Annotated in this window: 14 protein-coding genes; 8 read left to right on the plus strand and 6 right to left on the minus strand. The window is 41.9% G+C overall.

The genetic code is table 11. From position 1 onward, the window contains the following. The first annotated feature begins 5 nt into the window (after nt 1-5). From V7L31_RS03400 to V7L31_RS03420, 5 genes are all read left to right on the plus strand, one after another. Nucleotides 6-1,502, plus strand: coding sequence for a NarK family nitrate/nitrite MFS transporter (locus V7L31_RS03400; RefSeq protein ID WP_334694946.1), 1,497 nt, complete (start codon nt 6-8; stop codon nt 1,500-1,502). A 147-nt stretch (nt 1,503-1,649) separates the two neighbouring features. Then, nucleotides 1,650-3,863, plus strand: a complete 2,214-nt coding sequence (locus V7L31_RS03405) for a molybdopterin oxidoreductase family protein (RefSeq protein WP_334694947.1) — start codon at nt 1,650-1,652, stop codon at nt 3,861-3,863. A gap of 286 nt (nt 3,864-4,149) precedes the next feature. Next, nucleotides 4,150-4,608: a phosphate-starvation-inducible PsiE family protein gene (locus tag V7L31_RS03410; RefSeq protein WP_334694948.1), complete on the plus strand. Its 459-nt coding sequence runs from the start codon at nt 4,150-4,152 to the stop codon at nt 4,606-4,608. Between the two features lie 42 nt (nt 4,609-4,650). Then, on the plus strand, nt 4,651-5,103 hold the full coding sequence (locus V7L31_RS03415) for a nitrate reductase associated protein (protein WP_334694949.1): 453 nt from the start codon (nt 4,651-4,653) through the stop codon (nt 5,101-5,103). A 493-nt stretch (nt 5,104-5,596) separates the two neighbouring features. Next, a complete protein-coding gene (locus V7L31_RS03420) occupies nt 5,597-6,979 on the plus strand; it encodes a PrsW family glutamic-type intramembrane protease (RefSeq protein WP_334694950.1) in 1,383 nt (460 codons plus the stop codon). 618 nt (nt 6,980-7,597) lie between these two features. Here the strand turns inward: V7L31_RS03420 and V7L31_RS03425 are convergent. From V7L31_RS03425 to V7L31_RS03440, 4 genes are all read right to left on the minus strand, one after another. Next, the gene (locus tag V7L31_RS03425; protein ID WP_334694951.1) at nt 7,598-8,245 is read right to left on the minus strand and encodes a hypothetical protein; all 648 of its coding nucleotides are present in this window, start codon (nt 8,243-8,245) and stop codon (nt 7,598-7,600) included. 147 nt (nt 8,246-8,392) lie between these two features. Further along, nucleotides 8,393-9,967, minus strand: coding sequence for a CHAT domain-containing protein (locus V7L31_RS03430; protein WP_334694952.1), 1,575 nt, complete (start codon nt 9,965-9,967; stop codon nt 8,393-8,395). 322 nt (nt 9,968-10,289) lie between these two features. Further along, complete coding sequence (locus V7L31_RS03435) at nt 10,290-12,554, minus strand: protein phosphatase 2C domain-containing protein (protein WP_334694953.1); 2,265 nt, start codon at nt 12,552-12,554, stop codon at nt 10,290-10,292. Between the two features lie 708 nt (nt 12,555-13,262). Next, complete coding sequence (locus V7L31_RS03440; RefSeq protein WP_334694954.1) at nt 13,263-13,622, minus strand: NAD(P)H-quinone oxidoreductase subunit M; 360 nt, start codon at nt 13,620-13,622, stop codon at nt 13,263-13,265. A gap of 868 nt (nt 13,623-14,490) precedes the next feature. Here V7L31_RS03440 and V7L31_RS03445 point away from each other — a divergent pair. After that, nucleotides 14,491-14,775 (plus strand): Npun_R1517 family heterocyst differentiation transcriptional regulator, encoded by a 285-nt coding sequence (locus tag V7L31_RS03445; RefSeq protein ID WP_334694955.1) that lies wholly within the window; start codon nt 14,491-14,493, stop codon nt 14,773-14,775. A 558-nt stretch (nt 14,776-15,333) separates the two neighbouring features. On the opposite strand, the gene V7L31_RS03450 is transcribed toward V7L31_RS03445, so the two are convergent. Further along, nucleotides 15,334-16,029 carry a response regulator transcription factor gene (locus V7L31_RS03450; RefSeq protein ID WP_179065030.1) on the minus strand — a complete coding sequence of 232 codons (696 nt, stop codon included), beginning with the start codon at nt 16,027-16,029 and terminating at the stop codon, nt 15,334-15,336. Between the two features lie 163 nt (nt 16,030-16,192). Between V7L31_RS03450 and V7L31_RS03455 the strand changes: the two genes are divergently transcribed. Further along, nucleotides 16,193-16,768, plus strand: coding sequence for a Uma2 family endonuclease (locus tag V7L31_RS03455; RefSeq protein WP_334694956.1), 576 nt, complete (start codon nt 16,193-16,195; stop codon nt 16,766-16,768). Here V7L31_RS03455 and V7L31_RS03460 read toward each other — a convergent pair. Then, complete coding sequence (locus V7L31_RS03460; protein ID WP_334694957.1) at nt 16,751-20,404, minus strand: NB-ARC domain-containing protein; 3,654 nt, start codon at nt 20,402-20,404, stop codon at nt 16,751-16,753. The two genes, V7L31_RS03455 and V7L31_RS03460, sit on opposite strands and share 18 nt — an antisense overlap. 309 nt (nt 20,405-20,713) lie before the next feature. Between V7L31_RS03460 and V7L31_RS03465 the strand changes: the two genes are divergently transcribed. Continuing rightward, on the plus strand, nt 20,714-21,793 hold the full coding sequence (locus V7L31_RS03465; protein ID WP_334694958.1) for a lipase family protein: 1,080 nt from the start codon (nt 20,714-20,716) through the stop codon (nt 21,791-21,793). Nucleotides 21,794-21,841 lie beyond the last annotated feature (48 nt).

The following is a 21,841-nucleotide window of genomic DNA, read 5'->3' on the forward strand; positions in this document are numbered from 1 at the left end:
TTAGAATGCTTAAAAACTTATTTTCATTCAGCGATCGCTACCGCATCTTACATCAGACTTGGTTTGCCTTCTTTCTCACCTTCGTTTGTTGGTTTAACTTTGCCCCCTTCGCTACAACCATTGGTAGAGAACTACATTTAGCACCAGAGCAAATTAAAACTTTAGGCATCTGTAACCTCGCTCTCACAATTCCCGCACGGCTAATTATTGGGATGCTTCTGGATCGTTTTGGCCCCAGAATCACCTACTCAATCTTGCTGATGTTTACGGTGGTTCCTTGTTTGGCGACGGCACTAGCGCAAGATTTTAACCAACTAGTCATCAGTCGTTTGCTGATGGGAATTGTCGGATCTGGGTTTGTGGTTGGTATCCGCATGGTGTCCGAATGGTTCCAGCCGAAGGAGATGGGAATTGCCCAAGGTATTTATGGCGGTTGGGGCAACTTTGGGGCATTTGGTGCAGAGTTTGCCTTGCCGATACTGGCAGTTTCTACGAGCTTTTTCGCTGGTGGTGCTTCTAACTGGCGATTTGCGATCGCACTTACAGGGATTATTGCAGCCATATACGGCGTAATTTATTACAATAGCGTCCAAGATACGCCCACAGGTAAAGTCTACAAAAAACCTAAGAAAAATGGTTCTCTAGAAGTAACCAGTGTTAAAAGCTTTTGGGCGATGATTGTCTCGAATTTTGGTTTGATTTTCGCTCTAGGTTTATTAGCTTGGCGTTTAGAACAGAAGAACATTCGCTTCCTAACTTTGAACCAAATGTATCTGACTTGGTTGCTATTAGCAGGATTATTTGCTTACCAAAGTTACAAAGCTTGGGAAGTAAACCGAGAACTACTAATTGGCAAGAAAACTTACGCTCCATCAGAACGCTTTCAATTTGGTCAAGTAGCCTTACTAGAATTCACTTACATAACTAGTTTTGGTAGCGAACTAGCAGCCGTGTCCATGCTCCCGGCATTTTTTGAAAAAACCTTTGCCTTGGAGCATGTTATTGCTGGGATGATTGCTGCTACTTATCCCTTTTTAAATTTGATATCTCGTCCTAGTGGTGGCTTAATTTCTGATAAATTTAACTCCCGTAAGTGGACAATGACAATTATCAGTGCTGGCATTGGCGTTAGTTATTTGATGGCACATTTTATTAGTAGTAGCTGGCCAATTCCAGTAGCGATCGCAGTGACAATGTTTGCCGCTTACTTTGCTCAAGCTGGCTGCGGTGCAACCTACAGCATCGTCCCGCTAATTAAGAAAGAAGCCACTGGACAAATTGCTGGTAACGTGGGAGCTTACGGTAATTTCGGCGGCGTAGTTTACCTGACAATTTTTAGCTTAACCGACGCTCCAACGCTATTTAGCACAATGGGTTTAGCTGCCCTAGTTTGCGCTTTCATGTGTGCCTTTTTCCTCAAAGAACCAAAAGGTTCCTTTGCCGCTACATCTGAAGGTGAATTACCAGAAACCTCAACTACTATCTTCTTAACTGAAGAATAAAACTATAGCAATCCTTATAGTAAGTAAACAAAAAGATCCCGAACTTCTTGAAGAAGTCCGCGCTCTGAGCCTCTCAGTGCTTACTACAAACCCTCAACCTGTCGCTACATCTGAGGTTGCACAATCAAAACAACAAGTACAACTGCCATGAGTGAATTTACTAAAACCCTCTGTCCCTACTGTGGTGTTGGCTGCGGTTTAGAAGTTTCACCCCCAGCCCAACTTGGCAAAGCCACTAATCGAGATAACCAAGGAAATCCAACTTGGCGAGTGCGTGGCGATAAAGCTCATCCATCCAGTCAGGGAATGGTTTGCGTCAAAGGCGCAACGATCGCAGAATCTTTAGATAAAAATAGATTACATTACCCAATGGTGCGAGACTCCTTAGATCAAGAGTTTCGGCGTGTTAGTTGGGATGAAGCTTTTGATCTCATCACCAAACGGATTCAAACTATCCGCTTCACCCAAGGGCCAGAAGCCTTATGTATGTATGGTTCCGGTCAGTTTCAAACTGAGGATTATTATATAGCCCAGAAACTCATGAAAGGCTGTCTGGGTACTAATAATTTTGATGCCAACTCACGTTTATGTATGTCTAGTGCTGTGGCTGGCTACATTCAAAGCTTTGGCTCAGATGGGCCTCCATGCTGTTACGAAGACTTGGAGTTAACCGACTGTGCATTTTTAATTGGTACTAACACAGCCGAATGTCACCCCATCGTTTTTAACCGTCTAGAAAAATATCATAAAAAAAACCGCAAAGTCAAAATGATTGTGGTTGATCCCCGTCGCACACCAACCGCAGAAGCCGCTGATTTACATTTAGCCATTCGTCCCGGTACAGATATCGACTTGTTGAATGGCATCGCTCACTTGTTGATGCGCTGGAACTACATTGATACGATGTTCATGGACGATTGCACCATCAACTTTCCGGCTTATGCTGAAGTAATTCGCCACTATCCGCCGGAAGTAGTAGCTCGTCAATGTGGAATCAGCATTGAAGATTTAGAAACAGCCGCGCGCTACTGGGGTAAATCTGAGCGGGTACTGTCTTTGTGGTCAATGGGTGTGAATCAATCCTCAGAAGGGACGGCTAAGGTTAGAACTATTATTAACCTGCACCTGATGACTGGACAAGTTGGCAAACCTGGGGCTGGCCCTTTTTCCCTCACTGGTCAGCCGAACGCAATGGGAGGACGGGAAGCCGGAGGTTTGGCGCATTTATTACCAGGTTATCGGACGGTGAAAAATCCTCAGCACCGCGCAGAAGTTGAGGAGTTTTGGGGACTTAAGCCGGGACAGATTTCGCCCAATCCCGGTTTGACTGCTTGGGATATGATTACTGGGTTGGAAAATGGCGCTGTAGAGTTACTGTGGATTGCGGCTACTAATCCTGCTGTGAGTATGCCAGATTTAGAGCGGACTAAAAAGGCATTGTTGCGATCGCCTTTCACTATTTACCAAGACGCATATTATCCCACAGAAACCTCTGCTTACGCTCATGTTTTGCTACCAGCAGCCCAGTGGGGTGAAAAAACTGGCGTGATGACAAACTCAGAACGGGTGGTAACTCTATGTTCAGCATTTCGCCAACCGCCAAGAGAAGCGAAAGCAGATTGGGAAATTTTTGCCGAAGTTGGACGTAGATTAGGTTTTGAGAAAGAATTTGCCTTTACTAACTCTGCGGAAGTTTACGCTGAGTTTGTCAAACTAACTAAAAATCTCCCCTGCGATATGACAGGTATCAGTCACACGCAATTACAAGCAGAAGGCCCGACGCAATGGCCCCATCCAGAAGAGAGCAGGGGGAGCAGAGGAGCAGGGGAGGCAGGGGGAAAAACCTCTGGAAAGCGTTTATACACTAACTTGCGTTTCCACACCCCTGATGGACGCGCTCGATTTGGGGCATATTACTCCAAGGGATTGGCAGAACCACCAGACCCAGATTATCCCTTTGTGCTAACTAATGGACGACTTTACGGACACTGGCATACGCAGACACGCACTGGTCGAATTGAAAAAATTTGCAAAATGCATCCCGAACCGTTTATTGAAATTCATCCCCGTGATGCTGCTAAGTTAGGTATTGTAGATAATCAGTGTGTAGAAGTGCGATCGCGTCGCGGTAAAGGGAAGTTTCCTGCTAAAGTGACAAAAGCGATCGCACCTGGTACAGTTTTTGTCCCTATGCACTGGGGTTCACTGTGGGCAGACAATGCCGAAGCTAACGCCCTCACCCATCCAGAAGCGTGCCCCGATTCACTCCAACCAGAATTAAAAGCCTGTGCAGTGCAATTGATACCAATTTCTGTAGAAATTCCAATCAAAAATCATCAACTCCAGTCTTCACAATGGTAAGCTGCAAAGTGTTGCTCGAAACTGGTATTTTATAACCAGCAATAGGTAATTTCGTCAATAATCAATAGTCAATAGTTATTATCATTTTTTATGACTCTCTAATTTTGACTGTTACCAATTACTATATCTAAAGAAGTACAATTTCTATAAACTAGAAGTTTTACTTTTTAGATATGGATGAAGAATAAAAAAATAGATAGCAAACTTACAAAGTATCAGTAAGTAATTTTTAATCCTCTAGATTTATCTATGGGATTTTATTTTATCTTAGAATCAGGTGCAGCAGATGAAAAAGTTAATGAGGCGAATTATAGGAGCTACCAAAGATGAGAGCTTTATGCACATCATCGAGAACATAGAAGTTCTAGTTTCTAAAACTCTATCTATTTTCATGGTAATTGTAATTTTGGTAGCGATTACAGATTTAGGAATCTTTATTTTTAAAGAATTATTTACAATACCTTATGGGAAGTTTAACACAACCCTGTATAAGGTTTTTGGTTTATTTTTAAATATTTTAATTGCCTTAGAAATCTTAGAAAATATTACAGCCTATCTCCGAAGACACGTTTTTCAAGTTGAATTAGTTATTGTTACTTCTTTAATTGCTGTTGCCAGAAAAATTATTATTCTTGACTTAGAAAAAATTGGAGGTCTTGATATAATTGGTCTAGGTGTAGCTATTTTGGCCTTATCGATTAGTTATTTAATAATTCGTCTCAGTAATTCCAAAGATGCAGGTTGAAATAATTCGTAATTTTTAATTTTTAATTTGGAGCGAAACGACGTGACAGATTTCTTTCAATTTGAAGCAGATTTTGTTGATTCCCTGCGTTGCATTCCTATGCAGGTACGCTGTAAATTAGATACCTGTGGCATCAAGTTAAAATTGCCCGACTGGAACCAAATGACTACAGATGAGCGTCAAGCTTTAGTTGAATTACCTTGCACTACAGAAACGGAAATTCAGTCTTATCACGACCATATCCAGCAGTTAATTATCGAACGTACTGGTATACCAGCAAAAAAATTGCCCATCGAGCCTCATCCCGCATGGCTAGACTCTGGCATAGTACCAATTAGCCTTCAAGAAAAAGCTCAAGAAATAGGTGTAAATCTGACACAACAAAATTGGGCAGCTTTAACGCCATTACAGCGTTTTGCCTTGATTAAACTCAGCCAGCCAGGACATGAAAACAAGAATTTTAAGAGAGCGATCGCAGAATTCCATCTGCTTTAATTAGTCAATAGTCAGTGAACTACTGTGCCGTAAGACGGACGGAACTTCCCAATTCATCGGGAATAGCCCAATCTTCAAGGCAGTTTTTTCCCCAATTCCTTATTCCAAACAAGATTAGTCAATTATCAGTAGCAAAAACAACCGACAACAGACGGCAGAAAATTATATATTTCTGTAATGAGACTGAATGCAGTAAAAACTACTATTTTTTGATAAACTGCCGTAGGTTTAATTTGCCGATAGGATATCAAAAGTACACTACTGATACAATCTGATTTATCCGCCGAATAAGTCAGCTTTATGACAAACTCTCAGTAGATGGAATACTTATTTACATTAGGTAAAACAATTTGAAATTTTGCATCAAGAATTTTAAATTTCTTAGCAGTAAGTGAAGCTATAGTGGATTTAGCAACGCTGCTGTTAATGTGGCCAAGGTTAGTCCTGCCGCCCAATTAGGTGAAGAATTAGTTTAGAAACGCACTTCTTATCGATGACAGGCAAAAACGCAAGACATAATGCATTTCTGCGGCTAGTGTCTGGTAATGGGGCAACTTCTGGAGCAGAATCTCGCTACTCATTGCCCCCCAGTAAAGAGATGGTAATTGGACGCGACCCCAGCTGCCAAGTTGTCTTGGATGCCATGATCTACCGAATGGTATCTCGTCGTCATGCAGTAGTTCGTCCCCTCTCTCTATCCCCAGATAGCAAATTTAGCTGGGTGCTTTGTGACTTGAATAGTGCTAATGGCACTTATTTGAATGGACAACGCTTGTATGAATGTCAGGAATTGCACCCAGGCGATCGCATTTCTCTAGGTGCTGATGGGCCGCAATATATTTTTGAGTATGAGTATACCTCAATTACTCCGGCGACGACACTAAATCAAGTTACACCACTGCCTTCCGCGACGAACTACCACAACCACACGCAATTAAAGCAGCCGGATTCTGTTAGCTTCACCCAGCTTTTTCCGATTATTTCTACTGGTAAAGATTTAACTAGTAAAGCTTACCTCGTACCGGGAATACTGACCGTCGTCTTTGTAGTGTTAATGTTCGCTACAGTCGGTCGTCCCCAAGCTAATCAAGTGATTGTAGCAAGTTATATCGCTTTCGCTGCCTACTATTTTGTTTACCAACTTTGCGGTAAACAGAAGCCTTGGTGGGTATTAATGGCTACAGCATTGGGTACAACGCTGATTTTGCTCAGTCCGGTGTTGGATCTATTTATCTTCGTATTTCGCGGCATCTTGCCTGGAAGCTTGCCCACACCTCAAGAATCGATCACCTTCACAGAGTTGCTGGTGCGGATGTTTTTTGGCGCTGGCTTGATGGAAGAATTACTCAAGGCATTACCTGTACTAGGGGCCTTTGCCATCGGTAGAATGTTATCTTCACCTTGGCGGGAACGCATCGGTATCTGGGAACCTCTAGATGGTATTCTCTTGGGAACGGCTTCTGCTGTAGGTTTCACTCTCTTGGAAACTCTCGGTCAGTATGTGCCAGATATCACTCAAAATGTCACGCAACAGGTGGGTATAGGCGCTGCTGGTCAACTGGCAGGTTTACAACTGCTAATTCCCCGAATTTTAGGCTCTGTAGCCGGACACATGGCTTATAGTGGCTACCTTGGTTATTTTATTGGGTTGGCTGTCCTCAAACCTAGTAGGAGTTGGCAAATTCTTTCTATTGGTTATCTGAGTGCCTCTGCGCTCCACGCTCTCTGGAATGCTACAGGGTCAATCAATGCCTTGCTGTTAGTAGTTGTTGGGGTGTTATCTTACGCCTTTTTGATGGCGGCAATTCTCAAAGCACGAGCGCTGTCACCAACGCGATCGCAAAATTTTGCTACCCGATTTCTAGGCCCAAAATAGGAGTAGGGGGAAATGAGGGGGTTAACAATTAAAAATTAAAAATTAAAAATTAAAAATGACGCTCTCTACGAGACGTTGCGCGTAGCAAGATCCCCAGAGGGTTACGTAGACTCGCTCTAAGCGTTGGCGCAGCCTCTTGTAGAGAAGGCTTTACACTGCGCTAACAAAATTCAAAATTAAAGACATTTCAGACGAGGATTTAGCGAGAAACGCAGTCTTGGGCTTTGCCCAAGTGGAGCGATTTATCAAGACAAACCCCGACTGAAATGGTTGCTACATATAGATTGCAGGTTCTTAAACCCTTTAATTTACGATAAAGAATAACTACTAACCAATGCCCAATTCCCAATGCTTCAATCTTTACCTCTTGGGATAGATGGCCTAGTTTAAAAATTCGCCTAAAGTTAATTTAGTATGGGTTAAGTGTAAATACAAAAGTAAAAACCATTAGATTTATTATAAAAATTCTAATTTTTGGCTTTTTATTTAGCACTTCTGCATAGGTAAACCAACATCTTTTGAAAAGATGCCTCTAAACAGAGAGAACGCAAAGTGCGGGTTACGCGAACACAACCCATGATGAAAAGTTTTCCCTACTCCCTACTCCCCATTCCCCATTCATACCTCAGACTGAGAGTTGTTGAGTTGTGTGAAAGCATAAGAAGCGATCGCTAAACTAACCTTTGCTTTATCTACTTCTGATAAAGCTGTCCACTCGCTATTTTGAAGATTACTGAGTGCAGATGCCGCATTTTGCGATTCGCTACTTCGCATAGCATAAGCAAAAGGACGAGCCAAAACTAGAAGATCCTCTGTTTCCCAAGCTGGTAGCACTGTCTGAACGCACTCAACCAGTTGATCGCTGATTAATTGACGAGCCGCAAATATTTCAGCAGCTTTAGTGGCAATGGTGTTGAGCAATGTTTGGGGAACACAGGCAGCAAAATTATTACGTAATATTTCTTGAAGATTAAGCACTACTACCTGTTGCCGGGTGTCATTGTAGTCTGGCGTCGAATTAATATCAGCCCAAAGTGTGTCTAGATGCCCGTAAAAATCTTGTGATCGCCTTGTTAATTCTTCATCAAGCAAATCGTCCATTCCGAACTGTTGTTCTAGTTCTTGAAAATAAGCTTCTGATTCATCATCACCTGGATTCCAAGGATAGGTAGCATCTTCTGGTTCCAGCAACGCTTCTAATAACTCTAAGTCTATTTGAGATGGCAAAGAAGAGAAAGTGTCTGAACCGTTAATTTTGTTAGCCATATTTTCTTACCTGATGATTATTTGGTGGTATTGACAACTACAAATTTTAAGCGGAGATTTCCGCAAAAAAAAGTTGAATTTTTCTCCAAAAAAACAGATTTTAAAAGCTGATGCTTAACATACAAATCCATTTGGACAATAGCTCCGCTAGGAGTCTTGAATCACAAACTCCCAGGTTTCACCCCTCGCACTTCCAAACTTTACCTGCATTCCCGATTTCAATGGGACTTCCTCTCGGAGGATTTGTTGCCAACCATTAGGCCCTAAAAACCAGGTTGTGCCGTAGGTAGAAAAATCTTGCAAGTAATAAGTTCGCACCAATGTAGCATCTGTAAGAGTATTGCGACAAAAGATTTCGGCGTGGCGTTTGGATACAGATGGTTCGGGGATGACGATATCATTATCTTTCGTGCGGCCGATGCGGGTAACTCCATAACGCAGTAACCAGGTTTTACCTTTGGGAGTAAGCGATCGCAAACTTGCAATTGGAAGTGAGGAACCGACATCAGGAATGGCTGTATCTGGTAGTTCGGTAATACCTTCATCCAGATTCTTAATGAGTTCGCCATTAAAATCTGGATGCAGGTAGAGAACAGGCAAAGTCCAAGCAGGTTGATTAAATTTATACAGTGTTAACAACTCTTGCCTAGCCTGGGCTACGGCTTCATCAATTGGCTTGTGCGATCGCAAAGCTTCGGTAAAAGCTTGAATAAAACTGTGGCTTTCGTGGTCAGCGATTTCATCGCGCATCCCCAAAACCGCAGGCACACCATGACGAATTAGTACTTCTGCTAAACTGCTGGCAGGGATCGCTTGATGGTTGATTGCGGCTGGTTGTGCGCCCCAACAGGCGTTAAAAACCGCTAGCTTCACACCTGTACGCGTCAATACTTGCGCCAATTCTATGCCATTTAGGGGCATCTCTGGTCGCAAAAACAGTAACCCTCCATCTGGATCTGGCAAACCATGTCCAGCATAAAAGAAAACATTGTATGCTTTGGTTTCTAATTCATCAATCAACTGCTGTGGAGTTGGTTGAATGAGTTGATTGACTACACAAGGCGCGTATCTTTGGGAATTACCAGGGGTATCTGCAAGAATTTGCTGTAAGATGGCGGCTTCTTGTTCTAGTTGCAGTTTGTCATCATGACCTAAAACTAGCAAAATACTTAAAGCCTGGTCAGTTTTCAAATAGGGTAAAGCATCAACTTCAGTGCTGGTACGACTAAATAGCAAATCTTGCGAGAGAGACATCGCTGATTGACCAGGCTCACGCTGCATAATTTCCCAAGGGAAAGCGATGAGATCCGGGTCGCGAATTTCTAGTCGAAAGCGCAAACGTGTATGCTGACCCATAGCAATGCCGCGACTGCGTTCTAGACTCCCAAGAATTTGTCCGTCAAATACCCAGCGCCATAAATTCATTCCCAAGTATTGCATCAGACGACTGCTGTAGGGGCCAGTAGTCTGACCTGAAGGGGGTGAAATCAAATCTATGGGCAATGGTTTGGCGTGTTGAGATGTTGAGTTAGGGGAAATATCAAGGCGACCATGACCAGCAAACATCTGCTGCCATTCTTGCCAGACTTGGGTCAGTTCAACAGGCCATACACAGTCACGTAAAACGTAGCCACTGGGATAGGGAGCCTTGACCACCCAAATGGCGAAGTTGTCAGTGCCAGTGTTTAGGAGACGGGCGATCGCCAAATTCAGGGATGGCATGGATTCATTAAACTAAAAGCTAAAAACAATTGTTATGGGGTAGGGGGTATGGGGTAGGAGGCAGGGGAGAAATCAGCTATAGGATTTGACTTCTCCTGATTTGGAGCTACTGAACTCTTGTAGCTGTGGGAAGCTGACGCAACAGTGGGAGTCTTAGACCCTTTCCTTCAGTAAGAACTGCCCTTGACCTCTTGATTTTCTTGATAATTTCAAATAAAAATCCTCCAAGGTGAAAATTTTCTACTTTTTTACCTTGTAAATTTTTTACTTTGGTTGTTACCTGTTATTATTCCAGGTTTTTACAAGTTTATCGAGTATTTGACTAAGTTGGACTTGTGTCAGCTGGTTCGGTAACTGGCGGTTGGGTAACAGTTGTACATGGACTTGGTGCATCTGATTGTAAAACAGAGACGCCAAAACGGTTGAGTTGGGACAAGTCTAGCAATATTGTTGCTGGCAAAGGTTTGGAATTTGGTGGAACTGAAGTAGTTACGGCTGGGGTATTAGTATTAGCTGGAGTTTGTGTACTTTTATTGGCACAGACTCGCATAGACACCGAAAAATTCCCAGAAGCCGGTTTGGGATTTGATTTTTTCTCAATAACTTCTAAAAAAGTCCCACGAGGAAGTGATTGGTTGTTTCCCAAAGAGATGTCATTGTTGGTTTTAATTACCCAACCAGGAGAAAGATTAGCCAGCGATCGCGGTGTGGGTGTTGCTTCAGTGGTAGGGTTGGCAGTTGGGGTAGGATTGGCAAAAATTGGAAATACCCCTGATTGCGATCGCAGTTGCTTTACGAACAATCCTAAAACACCTGCGGCTACTACAAGTAGTAATGGAACAATCCACTGTAGCGGTATGCGCGTTTTGACTGGCTCCTCTTCAGTAATTACCTGAGTTTTTTGGTTTGGGCTACCTAAAACTGTCGGAGCTGTCGCCCTGGATGCCAAATCAACGGTTTTGGCAGAATAACTCTCTGGAATCACTGCTTTGATGGTGATTTCTGGTTCCCAATATTGGACTTGATAATGAACTAAAGCGACGGTGACATTATCGTGTCCATTTTTAGTATTAGCAAGTTCGACTAATCTATTGGCAACAGTTGCTATATCTGCTTCCCCAAGTAGAATCGGCAAGATTTCTGTTTCCCAGTACTCCTCCACCCGATCGAAATCACTCAAACCATCGGATGTAAGCAGAAAAACTGCATCTTCGTCGAGCATAAACCGTCCCGATGTGGGATGCAATGAAGTGCTGGGCCCCATTCCCAAAGCCTGGACGAGAGAGCCAGCAGCACTTTGTTGTACAGCCTCGCGGTAAATGGCATAACCTAGCCGCACTTCGCGGGAGGCGACATCATCATCGAGGGTAACTTGATAACAGCCCTGGCGTGTAATCCAGTAGGCACGACTATCGCCGACGTGGGTAATGTACATTTCATGAGCAACAGGCAATGCCATGACTAAAGTCGTGCCCATACGTTGACGCCCTTGGCGATTTTCACCGTCATTGCGCTGACTAATTTTGTCATTGGCCATTGCCACTGCCTTATCTAAGTCATTTAGCAGCAGTGAAGGGTCTATGTGGTCGTAGGGAACTTTTGTTAGTTGCTGTACCTGCTGTTGGATTGTTTCAATGGCTAAATTTGAGGCGACATTGCCGCCTTCGTGGCCACCGATGCCATCACAGACAATTGCTAAGGCGGTTGGCTGGGGTGGTTTGCTTACTAGAGTTCCACTGGGTGGGCTACAGGCATCTTCGTTACGCTGGCGACTGGGCCCGGTGTCTGTTTTGGTGATAATTTGGATTGTGGGTGTTTGCGATCGCCCTAACCCAGCCAATCCTTGATCTAAAACTCCGATTAATTGATCGGTGGAGTTAATCTGTCCCTGAATTAAAGCAAGGCTAACGCGATCGACAAATTCAGTTATGGCTGGTTTGGCATCACCGATCAACTGCTGCCAAAATTTACCTAATTGGGGTAATTCTGGTGTGGCGCCATCAAAACGCAATTCCAACAAACGTACTAACGATCCTTCTACTCGTAGTACATAAGAGTCAAGTAAGCTAGAGGCGACACCTTCACTTGCAAGAGGTTGCCACAGATGAGCTATTTGCCATAACCAATTGAGTTGGCGCATCGATGTTGCATCACGCCAAGCAATGGTTAACTCACTGCCCAAACTCACTTTTTGAATAGTATCGTCTACTAAGAGTGGCGGTTTTTCTAAGAGTAATATTTCTCGCTCGGAAGATCCGTCAGCAACAAACAGCACTCCATACACCTGCGGTACGTGTAAGCGGTAGGGAATGAGCCTCAGGTAAGCTTTTAGGGGCTGAAGATTATCTAACTCCGGCGTTAGCGCTAATAAACCAGGCTTCGTATCTAAAAGAACAAATTTATCAAGGATTAAATAGCGATCGGCTAATATTTCTCCAGGGCTACCCACGTTTGGGGCATCTACCACAGCCCAGAGATAATTTTTGGGTAGGGGCGTGGAACATCGCTGGCAAAACTTGTGAGTCAGGGGGTTGGCAGCCTGACAATTTTCGTTTGGACAGTAGAGCGTTGCCGCGTCATTTTCCATAGTTTTCGCACCGATCAGCGATTGGCAATTTCTTTAATAGCATTAGTAGGGACAATCTAGACCGCTCATCTTTCTTAAACTTGACATACCCAGACTTTAGATGATGATTTTAGCTGGCGGATATCAGCAGGTGCTAATACAAAACTTATCCAAAAAATACGCTCCTAAGTCAACCCTACAGCCTAATCATAGCTTCTATTGCCCTGTGACTCTCCATCGCCAAAGCAACTAACCCAACCCTGTCACCAAAGCATAACCCAAGCATAACTGCACGATTTGCTTTTGCTAAATTATCCATCATCAAGAGGCGGATAATGTTGGTATTTATTTAGTTTATAAGTAGGATAGCAAGAATTAACTTTAATTAAGAATTAAGAATAGCAAATATTGATTCTGGCAAAAGTATCGGATAAATGCAATGGCTCTAAGAATCTCTTCAGATTGCTGTTAGCGGATAGCTAGGGTTGAGCCAGTGCTGAGTTAAGAAGTAGACTTGTAACCATTCCTCTCTCTGCCTAAGGGAACTCTAAGAAATAAATTATCCAATTTTGTGGAGTGGCATGAGCGCCCAGTTTATAGGGCTATCGTGTCGCCCACCCCACAAGAGTTAATTGGATTGACTAGTGACTAAAAACTCCACGTCACTTGCGGGATGGAGTTTTTCATCCAAAATGGTTGGTTCAGCCAGTTCGCAAACGACTCATTAGCTTATTGTTTGTCGTCAGTGGCAACTTGAGGGACTCCCATGCTGTAATTGGTAACACGGGCAGAAAGATTGTAGCTGACTTCTCCGAGTTGTAGGAGCGATCGCAGATAATGCTCTAAATCTGACCCCACACGGCGTAAGTTATAATCTGTGAGGTCTTGGCCACTAGATGCTTCTACTAATTCATCAAATTTTCGATAAATTTTTTGCAGCGCATCTTCATTCCAATTAAATTCGTTATCTGGGTCAACATCTAACGTTAAGACTTGTTGGCTAGGAACTAGATCGCCATCCCGGTCAATTTCACCTGCGAAAATGCGGATATGCCGGGTTGTGGACTTGAGCAGCATCGGGTTATCCATAAAAAGGTGTAAGATTTGCGTGAATTACACTGAAATTATTGTAAACGCTATCTCTGAGCTTAGATGCTCTCAATTTACAAGCTTTGAATGCAGTTTTCAAAGGGTATATTGAATGGGCATAAGTAAAAATATCACCTTTACTGATTAGTTTGTTACTTCTGTTATGAGTTAAAGACATAATTAACTGCTAGTACTGACAGTAGTCGAATTATTTTCCTGTAAAAATTAATTGAGAGAGTATTTTAATTTAGTGTACTAATCTGACTTACTGCTAAATTTTTTCTACTCAATCAAGCTCAAAAGACCGTAGGATAAGGCACTCACTAGGAATAATTTGATCTGTGTACATTTTTTTTGAAGAACAAAAGTTTTGACATTTATAATTCTGCTCATCAATTTCTCCTGAATTTTATATTGCAAAAAACGCACATCAAGTAATTACACTGAATACCGCTACATCGACTGCTGGCTTTAAGAAAATCCAAAAAGTTAAGCGGTTTTACTTACGTATAAACACCAAAATTAGAGTAACAAGTCAAACTGTTGTTGACGTTCACATAAAGTTGATGTAAAAACCTTTAAAAAGGTTGAGCAACTTCTTACAGAAACTTTATTGTGTAGAATCTTAAAAACTGAATAATAGTTATGGCTTACCATAAGCTACATCGGGTACAGAAACGTCAAAATCTAGACACTTGAAAATCTAGGTTGAAAATACACCATAGGAGAGTGAAATGGAATACAAAGGTGATTGATGAAGAAAAATTCTTAATTCAAGCACTTTGGATTCAAAAGAGATATAAAGAATTTTTGCTAGACATCTACCTCCTTGCCCTCATGACAACCAAGTAAAGGAATCTCAATAGCTATGAACTCCAAAGCATTACCACGCCAGATAAATAATCTCGAAGTAGGTGTTTATGAGTGCGAAATCCATCTTAAATTCCGGTTGATTGAGGAAAAGAGTTTATTGAGTGATCGCGAGCAGCTTTTACAGGTGCTACTTGATGCTTTAACCGAAGGGTCTGATGACTTTCTAGAGACACTGCAAGCGTCTGTTAAAGCGCAGGAAGTGTCTGAGTTTAAAGCCTCTCCTCAAATGCGACGACAGCTAATGCGCTTGCGTAATGTTGCTGAAAATCCTCAGGCATAAAGGTGTAATTTAATTACTGAAAAACGTGAATTGGGCATCAAATCAAATGTTGATCCCCTACCCCCGTTGCCATAAAAACTAAGCAGCAAGTAGAATTCATAAAATTAAAATATTGTGATTTCTGCTTTGTGAAGGTCTTATTTAGCAGCACAAAGTCCCAGGAACAGTTTCCGCTATTAAAAACTTTGTAGCAAAGGGTACTGGTAGAATCTAAGAGCAAATTCAGCCGGGTGCATTTTACCGAGTTTTTATCAAAACATTGCCGGAAGAACAAAACCCTGTGTCTTTACAGATGGGGAATTGGACAATAGGCGCGAATCATAATGAAAACCTAAAAGACCAAAGTAAAAATAAATAACCTTTCTTTTAGCTTTTTGCTGAAGCTAAGTGCCTGATTTGCTGAAATACTTATGTTTTATCTATTACTAGTAACAGGTAATGGTTTAGCGGCCAGTTATCTATTACCCAGGAGGGGGGAGTAGGGAGTGGGGAGCAGGGGAGGCAGGGGGAGAAGAATTAATAACTAATGCCCCATTCCCAATCCCCAATCCCCAATCCCTATTTAGCAAGTCCGTGTTCTAGAGCAAAACGAACTAACTCTGTACGGCTATTGGTGCCGGTTTTACTAAACAAACGGCTGACGTATTTTTCTACATTACGGACGCTGGTTTCTAAGCGGCGGGCGATTTCTTTGTTCATCAACCCTTCAGCAACCAAATTCAAAACACTTTGCTCTCTCGGTGTCAAATCTATTTTAAAAGGGGCTGGCGACTGGGAAATGGCATTTCTTTGAGTTAACAAGGCCTTAATTTGGGCAATCTGATTAGCTAGTTCAGCAAGATCGGGGGTTTCAGAGTCATCTCCGGTACTTGCAGCCTTAGCGGCGCGGCGGGCTAGCAAATTTTCGACTATAGCCACTAACTCGTCTGGATCGAAGGGTTTGGGTAGATAGGCATCAACACCAGCATGATAGCCTTGGATGCGATCGCCTGTCATACCTTTAGCTGTTAAAAATACTACTGGTAGTGTTTGGAAGCGGGGGTCTTCTCGCAGTTGCTTTAAGAACTGATAGCCATCCACTTGAGGCATCATCACATCGGAAATCACTAAGTCGGGTGTATTCAGCTGCATCCATTCCCAACCTTCAAGGGCGTTACTGGCGACTTGAACGCTGAAACCGCTCTCTTGCAAATAGTCTTTCACGGCTTCCCGTATCCCTGGTTCATCATCCACCAGTAACAATTGTGCTGACATTTAAGATTTCCTTGAGTTTTCCTTTTTCCAATTTAGCGAAAGTTGAGAGTCATTGATCAGGAGTTAGGAGTTAGGAGTTAGAAGTTAGGAGTAATTATGCTTCCCCTGCTCCCTCATCCCCGATGTTTCCAGTTATTATGCGATCATCAAGATGGGAGAAGCTATGACTGCTATTATCCTGAACCTAGAACCATTAATTAATCTGACTTCTGAGCAGTTTTATCAGCTATGTCAAATCAACCCTGATGCTAAACTAGAGCGCACCGCATCAGGAGAATTAGTAGTTATGACGCCGACTGGTGGAGAAACTGGTAGTCGAAATCGCAGATTAACTCAACGCTTGGGAACTTGGACAGATGAAGACGGGACTGGAGAAGCTTTTGACTCTTCAACGATGTTTCAACTTCCCAACGGAGCTTTACGTTCACCTGATGCAGCTTGGATTCCTTTAGCGCGATGGGAAGCACTGGCTCCTGATGAAAGAAGGACTTTTCCTCCCATTTGTCCAGACTTCGTAGTAGAACTGCGGTCTGATTCCGACACCCTCAAGTCCCTTCAAGACAAAATGCAGGAGTATATAAAGAATGGTGCGCGGTTAGGCTGGCTAATTGACCCCAAAGGTAAGCAAGTGGAAATTTATCGCCAGGGAAAAGAGAAGGAAGTGCTACTATCACCAAATCAGTTATCGGGGGAGTATACACTACCAGGTTTTACCTTGAATTTACAAGGAATTTTCTAGTAACTTCATTTTTGAATCAACTTCAACTGCGCCTAGCATTCTTAACGAAGCTTTTTGTGCCTCAGTTAACCCTCTGACTCCGGCAATATTCATTCCTTCATAAGGTCGTGGGGCTTGAAGCGTTTTGCAGCATTCGCCAGTTCTGACATTCCACAGTTTAATTGTTTCGTCGTGACTCGCACTTGCAAGCATTTCACCATCGGGGCTAAACTTCACTGACCACACTCGATTGCTATGTCCTGTTAAAATTTTAAGACATTCTCCAGTATTTACATCCCATATCCGCACTGTTTGGTCATCACTAGCTGTAGCAAGCTGCGAACCATCGGGGCTAAATACTACAAAGTAAACGCCACTGGTATGTCCTTCTAAGGTTTTGATACATACACCAGATGGTAAGCGATCGCTATTATCTATCGTTAAATCCCACAATTTTATAGTGCGATCGTCGCTGGCGGTAGCTGCAATTTTACCATCAGGACTAAAAGCGATCGACCATACACCATTGCGATGCCCTTTAAGAGTTATCAAGCATACACCTGTATTTATATCCCAGATTTTCGCCGTATAATCTCCGCTGGTGCTTGCCAAAGTTTGACTATTAGGACTAAAAACAGTACACCAAACCCAATCAGTATGACCTTGTAATGTTTTTAAACACTCACCCGTTTGCACATTCCATAATTTTAAAGTTCGATCAGCGCTACCAGTCAATAAAGTTTTGCCATCAGGACTAAAATTTACCGACCAAACCCAATTGCTATGTCCGTGCAAAGTCAAGAGACATTCACCTGTAGTTGAGTCCCATAACTTCACTAAGGTACTGCTACTTGCTAAAGTCTTACCATTGGGACTAAAGGCAACCGATACAACTAAACTGGTATGTCCTGATAAAGTTTTAAGACATATACCTGTCTGAATATCCCACAATCGCACCTGACAGTCACCGCTACCGCTTACTAAGGTTTTGCCGTCGGGACTAAAAGCAATTAATCTAAAGGCATTAGTGTATCCTTTGAAAGTTCTGATACATTCCCCAGTCGCAGTATTCCATAGCTTAACAGTGTGGTCTTGACTGCTGCTAGCAATTATTTTCCCATCAGGATTAAAAGCAATTGCCCAAGCTTGGCTAGTGTGTCCTTGCAAAACTTTCTTGCAGATACCGGCAGTCACATCCCATAACTTGATGGTTTTGTCATGACTAGCAGTGGCTAAGGTTTTCCCATCAGGGTTAAAAGCAATTGATTGTACAAAAGAAACGTGTCCCTGGATGAAAGTATTAAGTAGTTCGCCCGTTCTTACACTCCATAACTGGATAATATAGTCATCGCCCACACTCGCAATAGTTGTTCCATCAGGACTAAAAGCAACACCCTGTACAAAATTGCTTTGTCCTGGGAAAGTTTTGAGTAACTCACCTGTAGGTACACTCCATAACCTGATAGTGCTGTCATTCGCACTACTAACTAGCATTTGACCATCAGGACTAAAGGCGATGGAGTGAGGTTGAGTGCTGTGTCCGATAAAAGTTCTTAATAGTTTACCTTGACGAACATCCCATAAATTAATCGTGTGTTCATCGCCGATGCTAGCAAGTGTTTGGCTATCTGGACTATTCGCGCAGCGTTGGGGAGCGAATGCTACATCAAAGACCCAACTCGTATGTCCTTGAAAGGTTTCTAAACAAATGCCTGTGTTAGCATCCCATAATTTTACACTTTGATCGTCGCTACCAGTCGCTAGTATTTGACCATTGGGACTAAAAGCTAGTGAAATAATCCAAGAGGAATGTGCTTTCCATCTCAAAAGTGGTTTCCCGTCAGCTACTTGCCATAATTGCACCTCACCCGCTACGCCACCAGCCGCTAAAATTTTTCCATCGGGACTAAATGCTACTGCCAAAATACTGTCAAAGGTTTCGGTAAAAACCGACTTTGATAAATCAGCATTTTGGAAGTTAATATGATTTAAATTCAGATTTTTCAGATATGCCTGCCAAACAGTGAGGTTTGAAAAATCGGCATTTTTTAAATTTGCTGAAATATGGCAGAGTATATTTAAAAGATTTCCTCCCGCATATCCAGGTGTAATCGCAGGATGATTTTGTAAGTTTGCAATAACTTGATAAAGATATCTTTCGAGTCTATTTTTATTTTCAAAATGTGCAAATAGTTTATCAACTAATGGTTTTAATAGCAAACATACTTGTGATTCTCGAATATAATCTTTAGCAGTCGCTTTAATTAGGGCATAAGAGTTAAGAATCGCAATGCTATTTGTAGTAATTTCATTAAATACAGCAGTAACTATTTTTTCTGTTGTGTATTCCATCACAACAGGTTGTTGAGTAAAAGTTACGCTATGGTTAGCAATATGATGACTTGTTTCAATTAGTGACCTTCCTTTTAAAGACTCTAGTGATTCAATGAGTTCTCGTGTCGATATATGTGGTATAATATCCTTCTGCAATTCAGCTAAAGAAACGGCTTCTCGATTAATTGCTAACCAGCACATCACCTGCCGTTCTAAGGGAGATAAACGTTGACACTGTTGGTCTAGAAGTTCCCAGACATCTCCAAAAACAGAGGTATCACAGTCTAAAAATTGGAACACGTTTCCAGCAAATAATTCTTGGGTTGTATTTGCAACTATCTTTAAAGCTAAGGGATTACCGCTATAAATTTCTGTTAATAACTGCTCATGTTCTGGTGAAGCAGAAAAACCTTTGTCTATAAAAATTTCGTGTATCTCTAATTCACTTAACCCTGTAACTTGTAAAGAACGAATTGGTAAATTTTCTCCTTCATTCAATGCTAAACCTTTTAACTTTTCACGGCTAGTTAGTAACAAGCAACTTTGATGAGATGCTTGGGCAATATACCGAAATAGCTGTCCGTAACTTTCATACCCTTCTCGATAATTGCCAGCATTTACACCACTAGCGAGAATTGTTTCAACGTTATCTAAGATCAGCAAACATCGTGATGAACTTAAATATTTCATTAGCAACGCTAGTTGAGCTTCGTCGGTGTCGGGTAAATTTACTTCTTGCTGATTAGATAAAAATTTAATTAGGTCTAACAGGATATTTTGTATTGGCGGTGCATTGCGTAGAGAACGCCAAAAAACATATTCAAAGGCATCTTGGTTATTTTCTGCAACCTTAACTGCAAGGCTGGTTTTACCAATACCACCCATCCCCAGTAAAGTGATCAGACGAGTGCGTTGTTTACCGCCGCAGGCATCGCTAACAATCCATTGGCTCAAGGTTTCTAATTCAGTAGTACGTCCATAAAAGCGGGAAACGTCGATCGCTTCTCCCCAATCAGTGCGATCGCTCAAGGGTTGGAGGTTTAATCTTGGGGAGATGTTTACACCATTCTGCTGCTGTGTAGCTCCCTTCAGGACTCTATGCAGATTATTCTTGGTAACTTTTTCATTTAAAGCTTGAGAAAGCGATCGCCACAGATGCGAACCAACATCTTTGATGTGACCGTAGTCATATTTGACTTCTCGCGCTATTTCTAGGTAAGTTTTCCCTTCCCAAGCATAGCGAAATACAATCTCTTGCGTTCTCGTTAAGCGTCCTCGTTTCAATAATTGCTCAACAAGTGCGATCGCTTCTTCAACCGTCATTTATTTCCGTAGTAATACAGCTTAACTACAATATTCCCACGAGCGACTTGATTTTTTCGTAAAAGTTTACGTAAATCTACCAAAAATATCCAAACTTTTCCCGACCTTTTCTTACCGACAGACTTTATACCAGCCCGTTAGAGTATTTGGAAGGTCGCAGCGATCAAAAATCTAACCAATAACCAGGACAAAGACATGGCTATTTATTACGGCATAAATGCAAATAACTCACAATCAAAAATATTACAGGACTTGTTGCACGCATTCTCGTAATTATTTAATTATTTTTCTAAGCTTGAGGTAGAACTAATGCAATCTTCAACTGCTACAAACCAGTCAACAGACAGAATAATTATTTCTCAACTGGATACCAATACCTACCCTAAGGGTTTTGATGCTGAAATAGCTCGAAAGCTGGCAGAGCTAACGCAGGATGCATATAATCAGTTCGATTTATTTGAACTAAAAAATAAATCACAAATATTTAACCTTAAGGAGCCGTTTATACTACACAGTGAATTCTCCGAAAAAGGTGTTCCTTTTGGATATGTTGCCTCTGAAACTGATACTAGCAATATATATGTAATATTTCGTGGCACTAGAGGCTTTCTTGAATGGTTCAAGGATGTGAATATTCAGCTTGTTTCTTTCAAGGATAGTACTAACAGAAATCATCAAATAGTAGAGATAGAGGAGGCAATTGCCGAAGGGGTTGTGCAGGAAAATCAAGGTTCAATTATTATCCCGAATATCGATCATAATTTCGGATTTGTAACAGCAGGTTTTAGAGGCATTTATGTAAGTCTACGGCAGAAACTTCTTAATGCACTTAATGAAAAGTGGCAGAATTCGCAGAATGCTAAAGTATTTGTCACAGGGCACAGTTTAGGTGGAGCGCTAGCAACATTAGCAATTCCAGATATTCTCAAAAATACTCCATTTAAAAATCCTGATGACGTTACACTGTACACCTTTGCTAGCCCACGATGCGGGGATAGACAATTTGCAGCGAGTTTTGAAGCTCTAAAAGTTCGGCACTGGCGAATTGCAAACACGGAAGATTTTGTAACTATGCTGCCATTTCCAACGGGAAACGTTATCAAACCAGCACCAGCTAATAAAGCACCAGAAGGAGAACTTGGAATTGGTGGAGTAGCTGGAGTAGACAAAAATCCAAATCCAGTTTTTGGCTTCTTTAAAGCAATGTATGACAGAAATAAAAGAAGGATGCCAGACTACGTGCATACTGGTACGCCCATTTACTTTACCATTCATGAAGCGGCTTTAGAGAAGCATCATAATCTAAATGAGGTGTACATGATTGGAATTTCACAAAACCCTATTCTTGTAACAGATAGTGTGGTTAATAAAGCCGTTGATAAAATTTAAGATAAGGTTACTGATGAGTAATTAAAATCTTTTGTTTAACTTCTATTC

This window comes from Nostoc sp. (assembly GCF_036916655.1).
Lineage (GTDB): Bacteria > Cyanobacteriota > Cyanobacteriia > Cyanobacteriales > Nostocaceae > Nostoc.

What these genes read in the sequence shown, in the direction of transcription:
- V7L31_RS03400 (WP_334694946.1), top strand. Translation starts at nt 6, where the DNA reads ATGCTTAAAAACTTATTTTCATTCAGCGATCGCTACCGCATCTTACAT.
- V7L31_RS03405 (WP_334694947.1), top strand. Translation starts at nt 1,650, where the DNA reads ATGAGTGAATTTACTAAAACCCTCTGTCCCTACTGTGGTGTTGGCTGC.
- V7L31_RS03410 (WP_334694948.1), top strand. Translation starts at nt 4,150, where the DNA reads ATGAAAAAGTTAATGAGGCGAATTATAGGAGCTACCAAAGATGAGAGC.
- V7L31_RS03420 (WP_334694950.1), top strand. Translation starts at nt 5,597, where the DNA reads ATGACAGGCAAAAACGCAAGACATAATGCATTTCTGCGGCTAGTGTCT.
- V7L31_RS03425 (WP_334694951.1), bottom strand. Translation starts at nt 8,245, where the DNA reads ATGGCTAACAAAATTAACGGTTCAGACACTTTCTCTTCTTTGCCATCT.
- V7L31_RS03430 (WP_334694952.1), bottom strand. Translation starts at nt 9,967, where the DNA reads ATGCCATCCCTGAATTTGGCGATCGCCCGTCTCCTAAACACTGGCACT.
- V7L31_RS03435 (WP_334694953.1), bottom strand. Translation starts at nt 12,554, where the DNA reads ATGGAAAATGACGCGGCAACGCTCTACTGTCCAAACGAAAATTGTCAG.
- V7L31_RS03440 (WP_334694954.1), bottom strand. Translation starts at nt 13,622, where the DNA reads ATGGATAACCCGATGCTGCTCAAGTCCACAACCCGGCATATCCGCATT.
- V7L31_RS03445 (WP_334694955.1), top strand. Translation starts at nt 14,491, where the DNA reads ATGAACTCCAAAGCATTACCACGCCAGATAAATAATCTCGAAGTAGGT.
- V7L31_RS03450 (WP_179065030.1), bottom strand. Translation starts at nt 16,029, where the DNA reads ATGTCAGCACAATTGTTACTGGTGGATGATGAACCAGGGATACGGGAA.
- V7L31_RS03455 (WP_334694956.1), top strand. Translation starts at nt 16,193, where the DNA reads ATGACTGCTATTATCCTGAACCTAGAACCATTAATTAATCTGACTTCT.
- V7L31_RS03460 (WP_334694957.1), bottom strand. Translation starts at nt 20,404, where the DNA reads ATGACGGTTGAAGAAGCGATCGCACTTGTTGAGCAATTATTGAAACGA.
- V7L31_RS03465 (WP_334694958.1), top strand. Translation starts at nt 20,714, where the DNA reads ATGCAATCTTCAACTGCTACAAACCAGTCAACAGACAGAATAATTATT.